The sequence below is a fragment of the Runella defluvii genome, assembly GCF_014195535.1.
Taxonomy (GTDB): Bacteria; Bacteroidota; Bacteroidia; order Cytophagales; family Spirosomataceae; genus Runella; species Runella defluvii.
The window spans coordinates 13,853-33,714 of sequence record NZ_JACIBY010000017.1 but is presented as its reverse complement, the minus strand read 5'-3'; the positions used below and the strand labels follow the sequence as shown (position 1 = coordinate 33,714).

The window sequence follows — 19,862 nt, the reverse complement described above, 5'->3', positions numbered from 1 at the left end:
AAAAAAGCTGGTGGCTTTTTGGGGCCACCAGCGTAAGAATATTGCTTAGTTAGCAGCTGCTTTTACGAAAGCAGTTTTAGAGTTGTCAGCCAACTTCACCATGTCGTCTAATGAACCAGCATTCAAGAACTTATCATATTTTGTCAAGTTCGGGTCAGCTGCCCATCCCGCAGGCTTTGTTCCTTTGAAAGCTGCCACGTTTAGGTTACTAAACAAGTTGGCAAGCTCAGAAGACAGGGCCAAGTTAGATACTTGGCCTGCTTTAGAAATAACAGGCGTAGAGAGTGTGAACTCAACGGTGCGGTAGCTATCGTTTCCGCCAGTTTCGGCCACAAAACGTACACTTCCTGAGAGCGCATCTGCGCCTTTGGCCAAGAAAATCCCTTTGGTACGAAGGAAAATATAGCTAGTTTGCCACGCCCAAGACGCTACTTGTGCCATTTGGTTGATGTCCAATTCGCCCGCACTTAATGCAAAGTTGTTGTTGTAAGTTGGGTCAACACCAATGGCAAAACGCACTTTGGTGTATTCGCCAGCAGGCACATTTCCTACCAATACTTCGGTACGTTTTTTAGGGGCAGAGAAGTTGCGCGTAGTACTTGCGGCAGTGGTTCCGTAGTAAAACAAGGTATCACGGTCTTCGACTAAATAGTAGCTGTTCGGAATTTTAGCCGATTCGCCGTTGGCTTTTACAAACTCAACGTTGCTCAACCAATAACGAACTTCGTCGAAACGAAACGTATTTCCTGCCACATCCGTAAAATTTTTGCGGATTTCAAAAGGCTGACCGTTGAACGTATGTTTAATGTCAAGCTTTACAACGCCTTTTGTTGCATCAAAGTCTTGGTTGACAAAAACTGTTTTTTCAACGATTTTCTCAACTTCTTTGGTACAACTTGCCAAAGTGAATGCCAATGCCGCCGAGGCAGCAACTACGAGTGATGAAACTTTTTTCATGTTAATGTTTTAAAAAAATAAATGTAAATTTTGGTGAAATGATTTGTTAGGGCTTTAGGCCCGATTGGATTAGCAGACGGTGGCTTCGGGTGGGTCTAAAAAATCATAAACACCTAGAAAATTGTAGTGAAGGAAAAGGGTTTGAAGAGGAATAGGGAATAGCCAATGCCAAATGGGGCTAGGAAGCCATTCAGTATGATTTTCTTGAACATAAAGAACTGCCTCGGCCAGTTTGACCAGTATAGGAATTTGCTTCTCGCGCTCGTCGGCTTGGTGGAGGCGCTTGCATAAATAGCAATGGCCTTGGCAATCGTTTTCAGGCGTATTTCGCTCCTCGCACAATGTCGCTGCGATGAAATCTTGGTTGATTTGGAACGTCACGACAATCCACAACCGATAGAATGGTTGTAGCAAAACTGCCAAAATGAGCCCTATGGAAACAAATTTCTTCAAACGATGGACGAGGAATTAAGGGTTTTTGACGTTTTCCAATGAAATAGCTTGTTCGATATTGGCCATGATTTCGACCGAGTAGGGGTCAAACATCACCACCGAATTTTTGGCAATCCGCAACTGGTTTTTACCATTAAAGACTTTCAGTAAATCGGTTTTGAACAAAATCTCAGGTGTTTTTGTGGCCGAAACAAGGGCAGTTGACGAACCCAGCGCAAAGGTTTTTTTGCGGATGTTGTTGATGCTTCCGCTGTAACCGCCAATGTGGTACATAAAATCTTCGCCGTCTTGGTGATTGCCTTTGAGCAACGACGACGTACCTTCAAACATAAAGAAGATATAACCCGTGTTCCAGCTCCAATACATCCCTTGGTTGATTCCCGAAAGTAGCCCCTTCGTTGGGTTGGATAGACCTGCGGCGCTGCGCGTACTATCGACGCCAATGGTAAACGTAACTTCAGAATAGGTTCCAAAAGGTACATTGTTGATTTTAATGGTTTGGGACTCTTCCGACCCTTCACTCACCAAAAAATAGCTTTCTTCTTGCGGCACTACGTACTCTTTGCCTTCGGAAGTTTTAAGTTTAATGTTGCTGATAAAATAGTTGCAGGTATAGACCTGAAAATCCTCGTTGGTTACGGGATTAATGTAGGGCGAGTTGCGTTTGAGGTCTTGATTGCCAACTACATTGTCGAATTTGATGGCCAAAGTGCCCGTCGTTTTTGTTTCTTCGGGTTGAACGGGCGCTTCCGTTGTCGTCTGACAAGAAAAAAGCGCGACAAGACAGAATGCGATGCTTACGATGATGATTTTTTTCATTGCTTAAAACATAAAAGTGATGTGAGTCGTGAGGCGGGCGCTGGCGCGAATTTCACCAACGGCCAAATTTTGTGCGATGGGTTGTTGGTAGGTTGCTCCTACGGTAAAGCGTTGTAGGAAAACATCCATTCCAAGGTTAGCAGTGCTGATATAGCCGCCAGTTCGTTCAACTCGTTCTCGGCGGTTGAAGTCTTTTTCGGCGATTTCAGTATAGAGTCCCGCATGAGGCATGAGGGTAAGGTTTTTTAGTTCTTTGTTATAAAATAAAAGGGTATTGGCCGTGACACGGTTTCCAAAGCGATAACGGTTGGGGTTGAGGCCGTTGTGCCGATAGGTAAGGTCGGTATTCCAGCCCCACGGGCCAAAACGCATGGAATAAAGGGCCGTGACAAACCAGTCGGTACTGCCCGTGCCAGGCTGAAAATTGGGGTTGGCGACGTCGGTTAGGCCCGCAATATCGTATTCGTAACGCCCAGTAGGGAGTTTTACCCCACCGCCTACCAAAAGACTATGTTGAATATTTCCGTGGTAAGTACTATCCCAAAATGTGTTAAAAAGGTTGTAATTGGCTACGACAGAAGCGTCGCCTAAGGTATTCAAACGACGGTTTACACCCGTTTTTACTTCGGCTTGATGGTTGAAGAAATAAGGCACAAAAGCCATGAGTTGAATGCGCTTCAAAGGATAAAAACGCCCCCATAGCTCCACACTCTGAAACTGCTCACGCGTTTGGAGCATTGGATTACTCAAATGGGAATCAAAGGAAGCCGTTCGGTAGCGCAGTCCAACAAATGAACGGCCTACTTGGGGCATGATACCAAAATAGGAGCCTGCATTGGCACAGCCACACACCTCACAGGCCGAAGCCGACAAGGCGGTGAAAATCAAAAAACTAGTAACGAAAAGACGAATGGTGGAAACGCTCATTGTTCAGAAAATTTGGGGTCTAACAAAAGATTGCGGTCGGTGAGGGTGTGCAGAAAGGCAATGATTTTCATTTTTTCTTCGTGAGATAATTTCAGCCCTGCCTTTCCGTCGGTTTTCAGCACTTCATCTACAATTCCGTTGTCAGTCATGCGTTCGGCATAGTGGTCGAGCACATCTTCCAGTATCCAAAAGCGCCCGTCGTGCATGTAAGGTCGGGTCACGCCTACATTGCGTAAGCTGGGTACTTTAAATTTGAAGCGGTCTTTTTCTTGCTTTGTGACGCGGTATCGGCCTTCGTCGAAGAAGCGTTTTGTTTCAATTTTGCCATTGACAACTACCTGACGAGTCACATCCAGTGCCAACCCATTGTTGCGGTAACTTTGGTCAGTAAAGAGCTCTCCAGCGTGGCAACTTTGGCATTTTTGCTTAAATAGTTCAAAACCAGCGCCTTCGTCGGTCGTAAATGTTGCGCCTTCGTTCCGCATCACTTTGTCGTACTTTGAGTTGCTCGAAGTAAGGGTAAGTACAAACTGAGAAAGGGCATTCAAAAACCGCTCTTGGTTGATTTCTTTGCTGCCGTAGGCTTTCTCAAAGAGAGGCGGATATTTTTCGATTTTTCGTAATTTTTCGAGGACATTATCCATCGTTTCACCCATTTCAACGGGGCTTTCGATGGCCGTAATTGGTACTAAGTCAAGGCTTTGAATGCTTCCATCCCAAAAAAACTCCTTCCGCCATGCCATGTTCTGAACAGACGGCGCATTGCGTTCCCCCAACTGATTATCAATCCCGTGGCTTACGTCGTGCTGGTGGTGGGTAAAGGCATATTCCTGACGGTGGCATTCGCCACAAGAAATGGTGCCATCGCGCGAAAGCCGGCCATCATAAAACAACGTACGTCCCAAAAGAAAGCCAGCTTCGGTCACGGGCGATTTATCTTCCTCGTAAACAGGTGCAGGGAAGTTGGTAGGTACGTTAAATAGCTTCTTGTCTGTTGGGTTTGTTGGGGCTGGCTCTTCTTTTGTTGCAGTAGAATGACAAGCGGCACAGAACAACAACAGGGTATAAATTACTTTTTTCATCCTCCTCATTCGTAAACAGTTACTCAAAAATTTAATGGCCATTGTGGACATGGTCAACCGTGAACATATTCACAGAATTATCGGCCGCCGCAACGCCAGCTCCTGGGCTATGGACAGAATTTGTAGTGACAAAACTGATGGCGTTTTTTCCCTCAAAGAGCTTGAGGACATCGGCAAACAAATGAATGGTGGCCGTATGTTTTTTGCGTACTTCCGCTGTTGTAGGGAGCGGTAGTGTTATGGTTCGTAAATTATTAACCGTACGCCCCGTGTAGCCTCCGTACCCACCGATATGAACTTCTACTTTTTTTTCACCGCTGGTTCGGAGTGGAGCCACTGGCGAAAGTCCTTCAAATTTGAGAAAAATATAACCCGAGTTCCACGACCAGTACATGGCGTCGTCGCCATAAGAGGCAACATCCAAAACACCCTTCCGCTGTGAAATATCCGCCGTAGAACGTAAACTATCGACGCCAATGGTGAAACTCAGGGCTGTGTAATCGGCCGCAGGAACATCTTTGAGCGAAACCAACAACGTTTTTGGGTCTTCTTCGCGGGTCAGAAAATACTGTTCAGAGAATTTGACCTCTGTACCGTCGGTCTTTTTGAGTTTGATGTTACTCACAAAATAATTCAGCTTCGTGACGGTAAACTCTTCGCCAAGCGCGTTTTTGTAGGTTTTATTTTTTAACTCCAATTCTTGAGAACCGACTCGGTTATCAAATTCGAGTAAAAGATCATTGGTATCATTGGGATCGATTTCATGATGATTATGACAAGAAAGCAATGCACTTGTCAAACCCAGTGATACCAGACATGCGAAAACGTACGTCTTTTTCATTGGACAAATGGTTGGAAAATAAGAAAGTAAAAGGAGTATGGGATACGGCAGAGTAAGACAGGCGCAATTCACCCATCTGTATCAGTACAGCATCGAGAAAAAGGGATTAAGCCGTAAAGGCGGGAGGCTGTAGCAGCACTAAACTGAAGTCCGAAATGTAAAAATTGGGCTTAAAAACGCAGACAGAAAAAGTAATGCGTTTTGGAGAAAAAGGGCTTGTTTGTTGTCCTGTGGAGTCTTCAAAAACTTCCTCAAGCACTTTTTTAATGTTTTCTCCTTGTTTTTGAGCTTCGTTAGCTGCGTTGTCTTCTGCTACTTTATGAAGTTGTTTGGCGAGGTAACACTTGCCATCGCAATGAAGCTGCGGTTTGAAGCGGTTTTCGCAAAGGTTTTTGATAATGAACTCTTTACGCAGCTCAAAGTCAAGATACACAAACGGACTAGCCAGCATTTTAAAGCTGATAAGTGTCAATAAAAAGTACGCTATGACTCTTTTGCCGTTCATGGGTGGAATAACTAATCGAACGCAAAGATAGGGGGAAATCTATTTCGCCCGTAAAATGAATTAAAATTTATGTGATAAAAGTCACACAGGGTTTGGAAAAATTTCGATGAATATCCCAATCAAAGTCGTAATTTGGTAGCCCATTAAATCCCACTTTTCTATGAAGTATAAAAAACGAGCCAACATAGGGCTGATGTTGCTGCTGTGCATGACAAGTTTGGTCGTTTGCGCCCACGGGGTGGACGATAAAACCAAGTCGTTTTTGTTGGCCAACGAAGGCGTTGCTTTTGTCCCTTTCCTTTACATCGGAGCCAAACACATGCTGACAGGCTACGATCACATTCTCTTCCTACTCGGGGTCATTTTTTTCCTTTATCGTCCCAAAGACATCTTGATTTACGTCAGCCTTTTTACCGTTGGGCACAGCCTTACCCTTTTGCTGGGGGTTTTAGCCAAAATTTCAATCAATGCCTATTTGATTGATGCCATCATTGCTTTTTCTATTGTCTATAAAGGGTTTGACAATCTGGGAGGATTTAAAGCCCTATTTGGCGTTCAGCCCGACACCAAAATCGCGGTGTTGGTTTTTGGATTGTTTCACGGATTTGGGTTGGCAACCAAACTTCAAGAGTTTGAAATGGGCAAAGAAGGGCTATTTGCCAACTTGATTGGCTTTAACTTAGGGGTAGAAATTGGTCAGTTTTTGGCGCTCATTTTTGTTCTTCTGCTTCTGCGTATTTGGAGAAACTACGCGAGCTTTCAGCGTTTTTCTACGCTAACAAACACCCTTTTAATGGCCGCAGGTTTTGTGTTGCTGGCGTATCAACTTACTGGTTATTTTTTACAATAAACGATTTTCAAACATCATCGCTATGAATCCACCTCGCTTAGAAGCACCACAAATTGGTAAAGCAGTCCTCGCCGCCCTTGTGTTAGGGGCAATTGTATTTACTGGAGCAGTACTGCCCGCCGAATACGGCAAAGACCCGTTGGGAACGGGAAAGTTGCTAGGGCTCAGTAGTCTTTATCAACCTGAGGGGCATCATCACCACGTTCATACGGTAGAAAGTGCGCCTACGTACCCAATATTGACAATGGCGGATGCGGGCTCTGACCCATCTATTCCGATGCCGAAAGAAGCCAATAACCCTGCCCCCGAAAAACAATACAACGAACGCGAAGACAGCGTGACTGTACGGGTATTGGCAGGTAAAGGCATTGAGTTTAAGATGAATGTGTTAAAATATGGAAAGGTAAAATACGAATGGGTGACCGACCATGGCGTATTGTTTTCGGATTTTCACGGGGAAGTAAAAGAGGAGCATCCTGACCCTAAAAAGGACGAGTTTTTTGAGAGCTACACCGAAGCATATTCCAACAATATTATTGGTACTTTTTGTGCACCCTACGAAGGCCGACACGGTTGGTATTTTAAGAATAAGAGTGCCAAAGACATCGTGGTCACCATTCGGTTGAAAGGACAGTACACGCTTTAAAAAGCGAATGAGTTGGTTTTTTTAGGCGAACAAATCATCAAGTACAAGTTGGTGTTGTACTAGGCCCAAGGCGTATTGGTTGGGTTTTACGCCAAACGTAGTTACCATGGCTAAAAACAAGGTTTTGCGGGTATTAGATTCGGTTTTGAAGGTATTCATTTTATTTCTCAATTTAGCTGCATATTCTTTGGTGATTTCGTATTCTTGGTTGCTAAATTTCATCTCGCAAATGGTGATAATACCGTCTTTTCGGTCAATCAACAGGTCGATTTGAGTACCATTGTCACTGGTTTGGCTTCGCCAAGACGACTCTTCGGTGTAAATTCCCGAAATGCCCAGCGCCTTTTTGATTGAGTCGATGTGACTTAGGCAAACCGACTCAAACGCATAGCCACTCCACGCGCGGTAGGTCGAACTGTCTAGGAGGTTGAGCCAACTGTTGGAGCCAGTTGCTTTTGAGTTTTTGATGAATTTGTGGTAAAATAATGAATAAGGGTCGGTAAGCTGGTAGAGGCTGTTTTTTGATTTTTTCTGAAAAGGCGTATATTTTTTGATAAAACCACTTATTTCCAGCTCGTCAAGAAGTTTAGTAAAAGTCCCTCCGTTGGCAATTTTGGTTTTACTGACTAATTCCTCCCGCGTCAAACCTTGGGCTTTGCTGCTGAGGGCTTCCACAATCGCTGTATGCCTTTCGGCTTTTTGAAAGAGTGAATGGTACAATTGATGATACTCTTCGCGGAGTAGCCCGTTTTCACTAAAGCAAACATTATCAATTACTTGGGCAGCACTTTGTCCTGTATCAATTTCATTTAAGTAGTAGGGAATTCCGCCCATAACGGCGTAAATCTGTACGATTTGGTAACGTTCGAGAACAACGTTTTTAGCCGCTAAAAACGCTTCAGTTTCTTTGAGCGTAAACGGTTTTAACGAAATGCGTTTGGTGACACGGTTATGTAAGCCTCCTTTGTTTTTGATTAATTCGTTGAGCATCCACGAAGCAGCTGAGCCACAAACTATGAGTTTTAAAGGGGCGTGAGAGGCTCCAAAACTGTTCCAGAAATACTCTAAGGCGGCAATAAAATTACTTTTGGGAGTGTCTAGCCAAGGTAATTCGTCCAAAAAAACCACTTTTTGTGGAGCAGCTGATTGCTCAATTAAATGTCGTAGAGCCTCAAAGGCTTCAAACCAGTTATTGGGGGCATGAGAAAGGGGAACCTTGGTGTATTGGTTGTAGGCGGTATAAAAGTTGGCCAATTGATACGTCATGCCAACATTGGCCGTACCCGTCAAGTAAAAAACAAATTTTTGGTCAAAAAACTGTTTCACCAAAAACGTCTTACCAACGCGTCGGCGCCCATAGACCGCTACAAACTCAGAATGAGGGCTTTCGCTCACTTTCTTTAAGATAGTTTGTTCAACTTCTCGACCAATAAGTGTTTTCATAGTAGTTATACGGAGCTATAAGTAGGCAAAATTAATAGGATTTAGCTCAGTATAACTCTATAATCAGCTAAATCGTGTACAAAACACCTACATATAGCTGATTATAGCTAAAAAGCCTTTCCAAAACCTGGGTCGGCAAAGCGGTAGTCTTTTACAAATTGTTCGTCGGAGAGGGTTTTTAAGAAGGCAATGATTTTGGCCTTTTCGTCGTCGGTCATCGCAATGCCGAGTTGGCCGTTGGCTTGCAGCGTTGGGTCTAAGGTAGCGGTTTTTTGGACGTTGGTGGTGTAGTGGTTTAGTACTTGTTCGAGAGTACTAAAACGGCCGTCGTGCATGTAAGGGGAGGTGTAGCCGACATTGCGTAGGCTAGGAACTTTAAATTTAAAGAGGTCGTCGGGGTTTTGAGTGATGCGGAACCGCCCTTGGTCGCTGCTGCGGCTGTTGTCGAGGCCATTGTTACGAAACGATTGGTCGGTAAACAATTCACCCGCGTGGCAAGTCGCGCATTTTTGTTTAAACAAGGCCAATCCTTCTTTTTCGGTCGCCGTGAGGGCGTTGGTTGTACCGCGCAGGTAAAGGTCGTAACGGGAATTGTTGGACACCAAAAAGACCATAAATTGTGACAAGGCTTTGGTAAACCGCTCGGTGGTAATTTCGGTGCTGCCAAAGGCTTTTTTGAACAGTTCGGGGTAGTTGGGGTTTTTACTATCGCGGAGTTTTTGGAGGACATTCGGTAGCTTTTCGTCCATTTCAACGGGGTTTTCAATGGGGGCAATCGGAAACAAATCCAACTGATGCACGCCTCCGTCCCAGAAAAACTCTTTAGCCCACGCCATGTTTTGAATGGGCGGGGCGTTTCTCATGCCAATTTTATCGTCAATGCCGTGGCTCAAATCGTGCCCGTGGTGGGTAAAAGCCACGGCTTGTTGGTGACAGGTTCCGCAGGCAATCGTGCCATTTCTTGATAAAAGTCCATCGTAAAACAACGAGCGACCTAGCTGAAACCCGTCGTAGGTAAGCGGGTTGGCCTTGAGGTCATACACCAGCGGTGGGAAGTAACTCGGCTGAGTCAGTTCCAGCGTCTCGGTCGTGGGCGTAGTGGGGTCGGGCGTGGGTGACGACGATTGCCGACACGCCGCCCATCCAAACAAAGCCATAGCACCGACAACGAGAAACGACTTGTTCATGCGTGGTTAATCTTTTACACTGCCGATGCTAAACATGCTGGCGTAGTTGTTGGCAACTGTACTGGAATAATCGGCAAACATCACCGTGGGGTACTGGGCGAGGCTTACTTTTTGCGTACCGTTAAAAATTTTAGAAATATCGCTCACTACCTCAATCACGGGTTGTTGGTTGGGGCCAACGGTTGCGGCTACGCTTCCCAACGGCAGCGTTACGGTACGTAGGTTGTTGAATGTTTTGGCATTATAACCTCCAAATCCTCCAATGTGGTAGCGGTATTTGCGGTTTCCTGCGGCATCGGCGACCACTTGAGGTGAAGTTCCTTCCATTTTGAGGAAAATATAGCCCGAGTTCCACGACCAATACATCCCGTCGCCATCGTGGGTAGCGTCGCCAGGGTCAAGCACGCCCGTGCGGCGGCTGATGTCCATGGTGTTGCGAAGGCTATCGACCCCAATCATAAAGCGAAGTTCGGTATAGTCGCCCGCTGGAACGCCTCGCAGGGTTACTTTTTTGGAGGCAGGATTAGACTCTTTGATAAGAAAATAACTCGAATCTTGCGGAACAGTATAGAGCGTTCCGTCCGATTTTTTGAGGGAAATGTTGCTGATAAAATAATTGTAGGTAGTTACGCCGAACGTTTCGCCCACGGCATTTTGGTACGACTCTTTGCCCAACACCACGTCTTGCGTGCCTACTTTATTGGCAAAAGACAGGGTAAGCGTATTTTTTTCGTTGGGGTCTGGGTCGGTTTTGCAAGACTGTAGCGCAGTTGCGAAAATCAAAAGCCCGAAGAATAGCTTTTTCATTGTGCCAGGAGTTTACGTTTACGTAAAGATAGTTTTCTTTTAGTAGTAACGCGTTATCGGGCGAAAATGATGCGAGAAAAATAAAATTGTTGTGGGGAAGGTGTTACGCATCCATTTTAAAACACATAGGCCACATAGAATTTTCACATAGAAAACAAATCTAAAGGTCGATGTTGTGGCTTTCTTTGTTTACTATGTGTTTATTCTAATTCTGCTCTATGTGTTTTAAAAGTATCAAAGTAAAGTACTTAGCGGCTCTTACGTTTGGCTAAATGGGCTTCAAGGTCGGTCAATGACAAGGCATTGAAGGTCATGTCTTTGGTCAAACCACCCTTCCGTCCCACGGCCACGCCGTAGTGCATGTCATAATACCCATTTTTTTCGTGGGCATCGGGGTTGATGGAAAGCATTACACCTTTTTCCATGCAGTACCGAATCCAGCGCCAATCCAAATCCAACCGCCACGGACTCGCATTGATTTCGATAACGACTCCGTTTTGGGCGCAAGCGTCGATAATCAATTTGTAGTCAATGGGATAGCCTGCCCGTGCCAACAACAAACGCCCTGTTGGGTGTCCCAAAATAGTGGTATAAGGGTTTTCGATGGCCCGAAGTAGGCGCGTTGTGGCTTTTTCGAGGTTCATGTTGAGATTGCTGTGAACAGATGCTACCACAAAATCGAACGTTTTCAAAATACTTTCGGGGTAGTCGAGCGAGCCATCGCCCAAAATATCGGATTCGATGCCTTTCAAAATTTTAAAAGGAGTCGAAAATTCTTGGGCAAAAGTTTGGTTGAGGCGGTCGATTTCGGCGTGTTGTTGTTCTACGCGTTCTTCGTTGAGTCCTTGGGCATAGGTCGCAGTTTGGGAGTGGTCGGCAATGCCAAGGTATTCAAAACCAAGTTCTTGACTAAAACGCGCCATTTGTTCGAGGCTATGTTTTCCGTCCGAATAGGTACTGTGGTTGTGCAAAATTCCGCGCAAGTGCGACCATTCTACCAAGTCTTCGTTGGCGTGGGTGCTGCGCCAGTCAAATTCTCCCAAGCCTTCGCGCATTTCGGGAACGATGTATGGAAGCCCTGCACTTTGGTAGATTTCTTCGGCCGACACAAACGCTTGGGCGGTGTTGGCCAACGATAATAATGTATGTCCCGACGGGGTTTTGGCAAAAAGGTGAGCGGGGGCGCTGTCCGAAATAAAACGCTCGTTCTCAAAGCGTTCGGGTTGAACAAATTGGATTTCAACGTTTACTTCTAGCGTCTTTTTTACTTCCACTTCTTCGCCTTGGGGCGGAAGGTCGGTGGCTTGGCTGCGGTCTTGGATTTTGCCACGCCATACAAACGGCGACGATTCTTTGGGATTTTGTACCAACCAGCCCACCGAACCGATGATTCGGGCCGCAGCTACGGGCGATTCGGTACCTACTACTAGCTGAATTGTTTCCACAATTTCGCACTTACGAGCTACTTCACCCGTAATGGCCACTTGGGTAAAATGAGGCTGCAATTCTTCCAAAATAAGGGTGGCAAGAGCTTCTCCTTTGTCCATGCGAAGTTTCCCCGCCTGACTCCGTAAGAAGGCCATCGAGTCCAAAATCTTTTGTTGCGTACCTTCCCCAAAGCCTTTTAATTTGGCAATTTGACCACTTTCGCAAGCTGCTTGCAAGCCTTCGAGGGTTTCGATGCCCAAGTCACGCCAAATGGTACCAATTTTCTTGGGGCCAATGCCTTTGATTTTGAACATTTCCAAGACGCCGACGGGAGTTTGGGCCAACAATTCGTCGAGTTCGGCCAAGTGACCCGTGGCAATAAGCTGCACGAGTTTCCCCGCCATGTTTTTACTAACTCCCTGAATTTTTGTGAGTTCATCGGCCGAAAGACTGGCAAGCTCGGCGTCTTTGAAGCGGTCGAGGTTAAAGGCGGCAGAACCAAATGCCCGCGTTTTGAACGCATCGGCATTGTGAAGTTCCATTAATTTGACGGTAAGTTCAAGTACTTCAACAATTTCTTCGTTTGACATGGCAGGGTTTGTTCTTTGATTTGTTATCCGTGTAATTGTTATCTGTTAACCGTTATCTGCATTTCGCTGCTCGCTAATATACGACAAAATGTCTTCAAAATCGGAGGCATGAAACCACCGAAAATCGCCTTGGTGCTTAAACCACGTCAGTTGGCGTTTGGCGTAGCGTCGGGTATTGCGTTTGAGCAATCGTACCATTTCGGCGTAGTCGTAGGCTTCGTCAAAATAATCGTAAATCTCTTTATAGCCAACGGTTTGCAGGGCATTGTGCTCACGAAAAGCGATGACTGAGCGGGCTTCTTCGACCAAGCCAGCGGCGAGCATTTGGTCCATGCGGGCGTCGATGCGGTGATACAATTCGTCGCGGTCGCGTTCTAAGGCAATCTGGATGATTCGGAAAGGGCGTTGAACCACCTGTTTTTCCCGAAACGACGAATAAGGTTTCCCCGTCAGCAAACACACTTCCAGCGCCCGAACCACCCGTTGGGTATTTTGAAGGTCGTTGGTAGCGCAGTAAACGGGGTCAAGTTGTTGGAGTTCCGCTTGCAGCACGGCCAAGCCTTCGGTTTCGAGGCGGGACATGAGTTGGGTGCGCAGTTCGGGAGGCGTTTCTGGCAAATTATCCAGTCCTTCACACACTGCTTTGATGTACAAACCCGACCCGCCCGTGAGGAGCACCACGTCTTTGGTTTGAAACAATTGTTCCAAAAGTGCCAGCGCATCGCGTTCAAACGAACCCGCGCTGTACAAGGTTTCAATGGAGTGAGAGTCGATAAAATGATGCGGAATACCCTTCAATTCTTCCAGTGAAGGTTTGGCAGTACCAATGGAAAGTTCGCGGTAAAATTGCCGAGAATCGGCCGAAATGACTTCTGTTTCGAGCGTTTGGGCTAGTCGAACGCATAAGTCAGTCTTTCCCACTGCCGTGGGGCCAGCAATGACGATAAGAAGTTTTTGCAAGAATTAATTAGGCTTAAAGGTCATTTCCAACGTTTCTCCAAACACGTTTGTATAGGAAACTTGGAGAGTATTTTCGGTGAGTTTGACGATTTTATAGTTCGTCTCGTTGTTTAGCACAAGCTCGGTTTCGGCGGTGTTAAAGGCCCACGTTCCTTTTTCAAAGACTTGGTCGTCTTGCGTACGGCACTTGGTTGCGCCTTCGTTCCACTCATAGTTTTTGTCGGTACGAAACACCATGTTGTTGTCACGCACACAGGCAACAGTCTGATTGAAGACATCATTTCCGTTGATTTTAGAAACTGTCAACACCCAGGCTTTTGAGGATTTGCCTGCCAAAAGCTCCGTTTTGGTAATGTTAGGGTCGGGAGTTGGATCACCGCCGCCAGTGCTAGTAACGTTGCATTGACTGAGTCCCAACACGGTCATCGCTAAAAATATCCACAAACGAACAAGTTTCATAGCCAAAAAAGTTAAGAATGGTCAAAGTTAATGCTTTTATTTTTGGGAATAATAAGACACAGGTCGGTTTATGGATTTTGTCATGCAAAAATATTGCCGAAGTTTGCCGAGAAATGTGTGAAAGCACAATAGTATAAAAGCTGATTGAAATGATTTTAAGAAAAATGAGTACGAAAAAACGAATTGTGTCTTTTTGACATAAATCAAAAAGTAAACCTATCATTTATCAAGAACCCGTTCTTACAATCTGACTTTTTATGACGCTAGGACTAGAAACCCTTGACTACGTAATTTTCCTCATTTATTTCGTCATTGTATCCAGCTACGGCTATTGGGTATATAAACACAAAGGCAAGCAAACCGCTGATTCCAAGGACTTTTTCTTGGCGGAAGGTTCGCTTACGTGGTGGGCGATTGGGGCTTCAATTATTGCTTCCAACATTTCGGCGGAGCAGTTTATCGGAATGAGCGGACAGGCTTTCCAGCTTGGGATTGCGATTTCTGTCTATGAGTTGTTGGGGGGAGTAGCGCTCATAATTGTGGCGGTTTATTTCTTGCCTATGTATCTCAACAACAAAATTTACACCATGCCGCAGTTTTTGTCGAAGCGCTACAATGAGCGCTTGGCTACCATTATGGCGGTATTTTGGTTGTTCCTTTACATTTTTGTGAACCTCACGTCTATTATTTATTTGGGGGCATTGAGCTTGGAAAAAATGACGGGCTTTTCATTCATGCCTTGCGCAATTTTCTTGACCACTTTCGCCGTGATTATCACCTTGGGAGGGATGAAAGTGATTGGTTACACCGACGTGATTCAGGTCGTTTGTTTGATTTTTGGTGGATTGGCTACGACCTACTTGGCGTTAGATTTGCTTTCTGTCAAGGTGGGAACGGGCGCGGGTATTATGGAAGGGCTTGGCCTCATTCGTGAAAAAGCAGATAGCCACTTGCACATGATTTTTACCCCAGGCCAATACCAAGTTCACGACGGGCGTGGTGGATTTATCGATGCCTACAACCAGCTTCCAGGTATTATGATGTTTATCATTGGTGGTCAATGGGTAAACAACCTTAATTATTTTGGCTGCAATCAATACATGACGCAGCGCGCCCTCGGGGCCGACCTCAATACGGCACGTAGCGGCGTGTTATTTGCGGCTTTTTTGAAAATGATGATGCCTTTCATCGTGGTATTGCCAGGACTTGCAGCGTATGTATTATTCCAAGAAAATGCCGATACGTCGATTGTAAACGGAATTACCCAAAACGGTATCGTTAAGCCCGATAATGCATACCCTGTGTTGCTCAATTTATTGCCAGTAGGCTTGAAAGGACTCGCTTTTGCAGCTTTGACGGCGGCGATTGTGGCAAGTTTGGCGGGGAAAGCAAACAGTATTTCAACCATTTACGTGTTAGACATTCACCAGAAGTTTTTCAACAAAAACTTAACTGAAAAACAAACCGTATGGACGGGGCGAGTGGCAATTGTGATTGCCTTTATCATTGCCTTGATTGTCAGTCCGTTGTTGGCTAATTTCGGTCAAGCTTTTGAATACATTCAGGTTTATACGGGCTATATTTCACCAGGTATTTTGAGTATTTTCTTGCTCGGATTTTTCTGGAAAAAAGCCACTGCCAATGGCGCTTTGGCCGCAGCGGTGTTGAGTATTGCGTTGTCGGCGGTTATTGAAAATCTTTATCCAGCCTTCCCGTTCCTCAACCGTATGGGGGTTGTATTCTGGATTTGTTCGGCGGTTCACGTAGCGATTAGCCTTGCCCAATCGAAAGGCCAAAACCAAGAAAATGCGTTTGAAGTACGCACCGAATGGTTCCGCGTAACGCCATCGTTCCGCATGGGTGCCATTGCCGTTATTGTGACTTTTAGCTTGATTTACTGGATTTTCTGGTAAGCCATTTTGGTTAGCTGTAATGGCCAACGCCGTTGAGGTGAGTGGCCATTACAGCACCATTTTGCTGTTCCCACAGGCGACGATAAGTGCCGACTGGGCTTTGCAATAGCGTTTGATGGGTGCCTTCTTCTACCAACGTCCCTTCGTGTAATACCACAATTTTATCGGCATTTTTGATGGTGCTCATGCGGTGAGCAATCAAAATAACCGTGATTCCTTCTTGACGCAAGAGCTGAATGGTACGCTGAACATACTGTTCTGAAACCGAATCCAAGGCAGAGGTCGCTTCGTCCAAAATCAGGATATGCGGGTTTCGGTATAGCGCACGGGCGATGGCCAACCGTTGCCGCTGCCCACCCGACAAATTGGCCCCGCGTTCGCCTAATGTCGTCTGAAAACCATTGGGAAGCCGCTCAATAAAATCAGTGATTCCTAAGAGATTACAGTAAAAAATGAGCTTTTTCATGTCGGGCTCAAATTCGCCAACGGCAATATTTTCGACAACTGTACCTGCAAACAAATCAATTTGTTGGGGCACGACGCTTACCATTTGGCGCAAACTGTTGTTGTCGAGGTGCTTGATGTCATAATTCCCAATGTAAATATTGCCAGCTTGCAGTGGATACAAGTTTTGTAGAAGCGACAACAGCGTCGATTTGCCACTGCCACTTTCACCCACGACGGCCGTAATTTTCCCTTTGGGAATAAGTAGGTTTAATTTCTCAAAAATCGTTGTTCTCGAACCATACCGAAAAGTCACTTCTTTAAAACGAATGTCGCCGAGCATGTCAATCGTCAACGGAACTTTATTTTCGGTGGTTTCTCGTTCCAAATCCATGATTTCAAACAGTCGGTCGGCGGCGATGAGGGCTTCTTGGAGCGTTTTGTTCATCCCAATAAGCCCTGCGGCGGGACCCGTAAAATAACCAACGAGGGCATAAAATGAGAGCAATTCACCAGGCGTAAGTTGGCGGTCGAGCACAAGTCCCGACCCGACCCACAAGAGCAAAATGGTAAAAATGTTGGTAATCAACGCCGCCGCATTGCCAAGGTAGAGCGTGCGGGTAGAAGTATGATATACCGAGCGGAGCAACGTCACAAATCGGTTTTCGGTCTTTAGATTGGCGTATTCTTCCAGCCCAAAACGCTTGATAGTGGCCACGTTGTTGAGCGATTCGACAAGCTGTGCTTCCAAATCGGCACTGTTTTCCATGAGTTTTCGCTGGGTAGTTCGGTTGATTCGGTTGGCAATCCAGTACGTAAGAGCGTACAATGGAATGATACCCGCCATCATCAATGCCAATTTGGCGTCGTAAGTAAACATTAACCCAAAGGAAAAAAAGACGATGAAAATATCGACAATCAGATTGAGAGCAACATCATTGATAAAGGCTCGGATTTTGACGGCATCGTTGACGCGTGAAATGATTTCGCCCACCCGCATTGTATCAAAAAACGTTTGAGGAAGTTTTAGCAGGTGTTTATAATAGCCCAAAATCAACTGGGCGTCAATCTGTTGGCCTGTTTTTAGGGCGAAAATTGTTTTGGTTGAACCAATAAAAAGTTGGAGCACCATGAGTAAAAGCATTCCGATGCTCATCAAGTTGAGCAAGTTGCGGTTGCCTTCAACGAGCACGTTATCCACGATTTTTTGGACGTAAATCGACGTGCCTAACCCTAAAATGGTATAAATAATGGCGCCAAAAAGCGCTTCAATCATCACGGTTCGGTGCGGGCGAATCAGTTGCCAAAAGCGAGTCGTGATGGTCACCGATTCGTTGCCTTGTTGAAACTGCTCGTTGGGCAACAAAAGAACCAAGACGCCCGTCCACATCGACACAAATTCGTTCAGTGGTTTTTTGACCATTTTCCCCACCGCAGGATCCATGTAGGTGACTTTTTTGTCGGTCACTTCGTAAATGACCACGTAATGCAATCCCCGTTCTTCCTCACGACCAGCGTCGCTGTCAGAAACTAACGGAACGCTCACGTGGGCAATCGACGGCTTGGGGATTTTGGAGAGGCTTTCGGGCGTACCTTTGACTCCTTTGGCCTGAAAACCAAGGCGGTTAGCGGCTTCAATCATACCCACTACATTGGTGCCACGGGTATCGGTATGGGCAAACTGACGGATGCGCGCAATCGGCATTCGTAATTTATAATACGCTGCCGCTGAGGCAAGGCAAGCCGCGCCGCAGTCGGTGGTATCGTGCTGTTTTATTTCAATCCCTTTTCGCATTCGGATTTAGCCAATCTTCCATTTTATCAAAGACCAATTGCGCGAGTGTACGTTGTACAATCACAAAGCGGGCTTGGAGCGTCATTCCCTTTTGGAGGCGAGCTTCGTAGCCATTTTGTAATTTTAAGGAGGGAGTATCGAGACGGCATTTTACTTTGAAAACGGGTTGGTTGTTGATCATAGTAAAATCGCGTGCAATGTCAATCACGCTACCACGGGCAAGACCCCATTCGCGGTAGTTGAGGGCGTCCAACTGAAGAAGCACGGTCTGCTTGAGCTTTAAAAGTCCCATGTCAGATGGTTTGACGTAACATTCAACCAGCAGGCTTGAGTCGGGAGAGATGATGCCCAACGTTTCGCCCGACTGAACGACGCTACCTTCGTACTTGCCCGCCCATTGTTGAACAGTGCCTGCCACCGCCGCTTTAATGGTATATAACTGGCGCTCTTTGGCCAGCTGACCTTCTTCGGATTTAAGTTGGGCCGATAGTAGTTTGGCGGTGTTCAGCTCGGCTTCCCATTGGCTTACTTGGCGTTCAATCAAAAGACGGTATTCTTCGTAAAGTTGGTCATATTCAGCCTGTTTTGCATCTAAATCGCGGGTGGCAAGCACTTTTTCGCTGTGTAAATATTTATCGGCTTTGAGTTCTTTTTCTACTTTGTTGCGCCGCACTTCGTTTTCCTTCAATTGGGCTTGAAGCTGATTGTACTGCTGGGCATACAGCGATGTTTTAAACATTCGATTGCCCAAGGCGTCCGTTAGGTCGTACTTCGGACTGGTGAGGAAGTGTAAGTCATTGATAAGTTGTTGTTGCTCAGATTGTTGAAAGTGACTGAGTCGTAGTTTTTCTTCAAGGGCGTCGGGTGCAAGGGTCAGCAAGACATCACCGACTTTCACCAATTGATTTTCTCGAACATGGGCTGTCAATACGCGACCACTGACGAGCGAGCGCACTTCCGTCTTTTCGGCTACCGACCGAATGGTACCGCTGGATGTAAACGAAACGTCGATTTTAATAAAAAACGCGGCAACACCGAGGACTATAACTGCGCCAAGTACAAGGGCATACAGCACCATCGACCTTGCTTTTACTTTGGGTAAATACAAGTGCGTTGTGTTGTCAATAAAGCTATCGGGTAGGAGCTGGGCCATGGGTATAAAAGAGGAATTCCTCTTCAGCAAACCAAGGGTAAGTCAAAGAGGAATTCGCTTAGAAGTTAAATATTAGCAGCCGCAACCACCGAGGAGATTGCCCACTTTGCCAAGAAGAGAGCCTTTTACACCACCAACGATGCCAGTTACAGTAGCTGTAACACCTACTGCTACGCCAATGGCCACACCAACTGTTGCGCCAGGGTTTACGCATGTAGGAACAGGGATGCAAGTTTGTCCGTCCGTGTTTACCATTTCGAAATTGTTCATTTCAGATACACCGTACGAGTTTAAGTCTAACGTTTTCATTTTGAATTGAATTTATGGGTTGTTATTTGATTTAAACACCAACGCCCTTGCGAATTCGGCCGATATTCAGAGGAAGATTGGTAAGGCAAATATGGTTGCCTTTGGGTGTCAATTCAAATTTCGCAGGTTTTACTTTAGTCGTTTAGCGACTATTTTACGAATACGCCCAATAAGTACATACCATTCTTTTGGGTTATTTGTAGAAAATATAGAAAAATGTTGGAGGTACTTGTTGTATTATACCAAGAAAATAAAGAATGCTAAATAATGTTCAATTAGACAAATTATATACCA

19 protein-coding genes are annotated in these 19,862 nt (G+C 45.6%); 3 read left to right on the top strand and 16 right to left on the bottom strand.

The features are described from left to right. Window positions 1–45: 45 nt before the first annotated feature. The 7 genes from FHS57_RS26740 to FHS57_RS26710 all read right to left on the bottom strand — a co-directional run bounded on the left by FHS57_RS26740 (window position 46) and on the right by FHS57_RS26710 (window position 5,584). Entirely contained in the window at window positions 46–957 is a 912-nt protein-coding gene (locus FHS57_RS26740) for an MbnP family protein (RefSeq protein ID WP_183979094.1), read from the bottom strand. A 69-nt stretch (window positions 958–1,026) separates the two neighbouring features. Next, the gene (locus tag FHS57_RS26735; protein ID WP_183979092.1) at window positions 1,027–1,410 is read right to left on the bottom strand and encodes a hypothetical protein; all 384 of its coding nucleotides are present in this window, start codon (window positions 1,408–1,410) and stop codon (window positions 1,027–1,029) included. 15 nt (window positions 1,411–1,425) lie between these two features. Continuing rightward, a complete protein-coding gene (locus FHS57_RS26730) occupies window positions 1,426–2,229 on the bottom strand; it encodes an MbnP family protein (protein WP_183979090.1) in 804 nt (267 codons plus the stop codon). Between the two features lie 3 nt (window positions 2,230–2,232). Next, window positions 2,233–3,156 carry a hypothetical protein gene (locus FHS57_RS26725; protein WP_229601464.1) on the bottom strand — a complete coding sequence of 308 codons (924 nt, stop codon included), beginning with the start codon at window positions 3,154–3,156 and terminating at the stop codon, window positions 2,233–2,235. After that, window positions 3,153–4,238, bottom strand: a complete 1,086-nt coding sequence (locus tag FHS57_RS26720; protein WP_183979088.1) for a cytochrome-c peroxidase — start codon at window positions 4,236–4,238, stop codon at window positions 3,153–3,155. The genes FHS57_RS26725 and FHS57_RS26720 overlap by 4 nt, the downstream gene beginning before the upstream one ends. Before the next feature lie 31 nt (window positions 4,239–4,269). Next, complete coding sequence (locus FHS57_RS26715) at window positions 4,270–5,079, bottom strand: MbnP family protein (RefSeq protein ID WP_183979086.1); 810 nt, start codon at window positions 5,077–5,079, stop codon at window positions 4,270–4,272. Window positions 5,080–5,185: 106 nt separating this feature from the next. Beyond that, window positions 5,186–5,584, bottom strand: a complete 399-nt coding sequence (locus tag FHS57_RS26710; protein ID WP_183979084.1) for a hypothetical protein — start codon at window positions 5,582–5,584, stop codon at window positions 5,186–5,188. A gap of 160 nt (window positions 5,585–5,744) precedes the next feature. On the opposite strand from FHS57_RS26710, the gene FHS57_RS26705 reads away from it, so the two are divergent. Beyond that, window positions 5,745–6,434, top strand: a complete 690-nt coding sequence (locus FHS57_RS26705; protein ID WP_183979082.1) for a HupE/UreJ family protein — start codon at window positions 5,745–5,747, stop codon at window positions 6,432–6,434. A gap of 22 nt (window positions 6,435–6,456) precedes the next feature. After that, on the top strand, window positions 6,457–7,080 hold the full coding sequence (locus tag FHS57_RS26700) for a hypothetical protein (protein ID WP_183979080.1): 624 nt from the start codon (window positions 6,457–6,459) through the stop codon (window positions 7,078–7,080). 21 nt (window positions 7,081–7,101) lie between these two features. Here the strand turns inward: FHS57_RS26700 and FHS57_RS26695 are convergent, their stop codons facing one another. From FHS57_RS26695 to FHS57_RS26670, 6 genes are all read right to left on the bottom strand, one after another. Next, entirely contained in the window at window positions 7,102–8,523 is a 1,422-nt protein-coding gene (locus FHS57_RS26695; protein ID WP_183979078.1) for an AAA family ATPase, read from the bottom strand. Between the two features lie 107 nt (window positions 8,524–8,630). Then, window positions 8,631–9,710, bottom strand: coding sequence for a cytochrome-c peroxidase (locus tag FHS57_RS26690; RefSeq protein WP_183979076.1), 1,080 nt, complete (start codon window positions 9,708–9,710; stop codon window positions 8,631–8,633). Between the two features lie 6 nt (window positions 9,711–9,716). Beyond that, the gene (locus FHS57_RS26685; protein WP_183979074.1) at window positions 9,717–10,517 is read right to left on the bottom strand and encodes an MbnP family protein; all 801 of its coding nucleotides are present in this window, start codon (window positions 10,515–10,517) and stop codon (window positions 9,717–9,719) included. A 248-nt stretch (window positions 10,518–10,765) separates the two neighbouring features. After that, entirely contained in the window at window positions 10,766–12,535 is a 1,770-nt protein-coding gene (locus FHS57_RS26680) for a DNA polymerase/3'-5' exonuclease PolX (protein WP_183979072.1), read from the bottom strand. Between the two features lie 45 nt (window positions 12,536–12,580). Continuing rightward, a complete protein-coding gene (gene miaA, locus FHS57_RS26675) occupies window positions 12,581–13,495 on the bottom strand; it encodes a tRNA (adenosine(37)-N6)-dimethylallyltransferase MiaA (RefSeq protein ID WP_183979070.1) in 915 nt (304 codons plus the stop codon). 3 nt (window positions 13,496–13,498) lie between these two features. Further along, window positions 13,499–13,954: a DUF5004 domain-containing protein gene (locus FHS57_RS26670; protein WP_183979068.1), complete on the bottom strand. Its 456-nt coding sequence runs from the start codon at window positions 13,952–13,954 to the stop codon at window positions 13,499–13,501. Between the two features lie 257 nt (window positions 13,955–14,211). On the opposite strand from FHS57_RS26670, the gene FHS57_RS26665 reads away from it, so the two are divergent. Then, on the top strand, window positions 14,212–15,867 hold the full coding sequence (locus FHS57_RS26665) for a sodium/sugar symporter (protein WP_183979066.1): 1,656 nt from the start codon (window positions 14,212–14,214) through the stop codon (window positions 15,865–15,867). Window positions 15,868–15,877: 10 nt separating this feature from the next. On the opposite strand, the gene FHS57_RS26660 is transcribed toward FHS57_RS26665, so the two are convergent. The 3 genes from FHS57_RS26660 to FHS57_RS26650 form a co-directional block, all read right to left on the bottom strand. Continuing rightward, on the bottom strand, window positions 15,878–18,106 hold the full coding sequence (locus FHS57_RS26660; RefSeq protein ID WP_183979064.1) for a peptidase domain-containing ABC transporter: 2,229 nt from the start codon (window positions 18,104–18,106) through the stop codon (window positions 15,878–15,880). Continuing rightward, complete coding sequence (locus tag FHS57_RS26655) at window positions 18,090–19,259, bottom strand: HlyD family secretion protein (RefSeq protein ID WP_183979063.1); 1,170 nt, start codon at window positions 19,257–19,259, stop codon at window positions 18,090–18,092. Before FHS57_RS26655 ends, FHS57_RS26660 begins: the two co-directional genes overlap by 17 nt. A 72-nt stretch (window positions 19,260–19,331) precedes the next feature. Continuing rightward, entirely contained in the window at window positions 19,332–19,568 is a 237-nt protein-coding gene (locus FHS57_RS26650; RefSeq protein ID WP_183979062.1) for a hypothetical protein, read from the bottom strand. Between the last annotated feature and the right edge of the window lie 294 nt (window positions 19,569–19,862).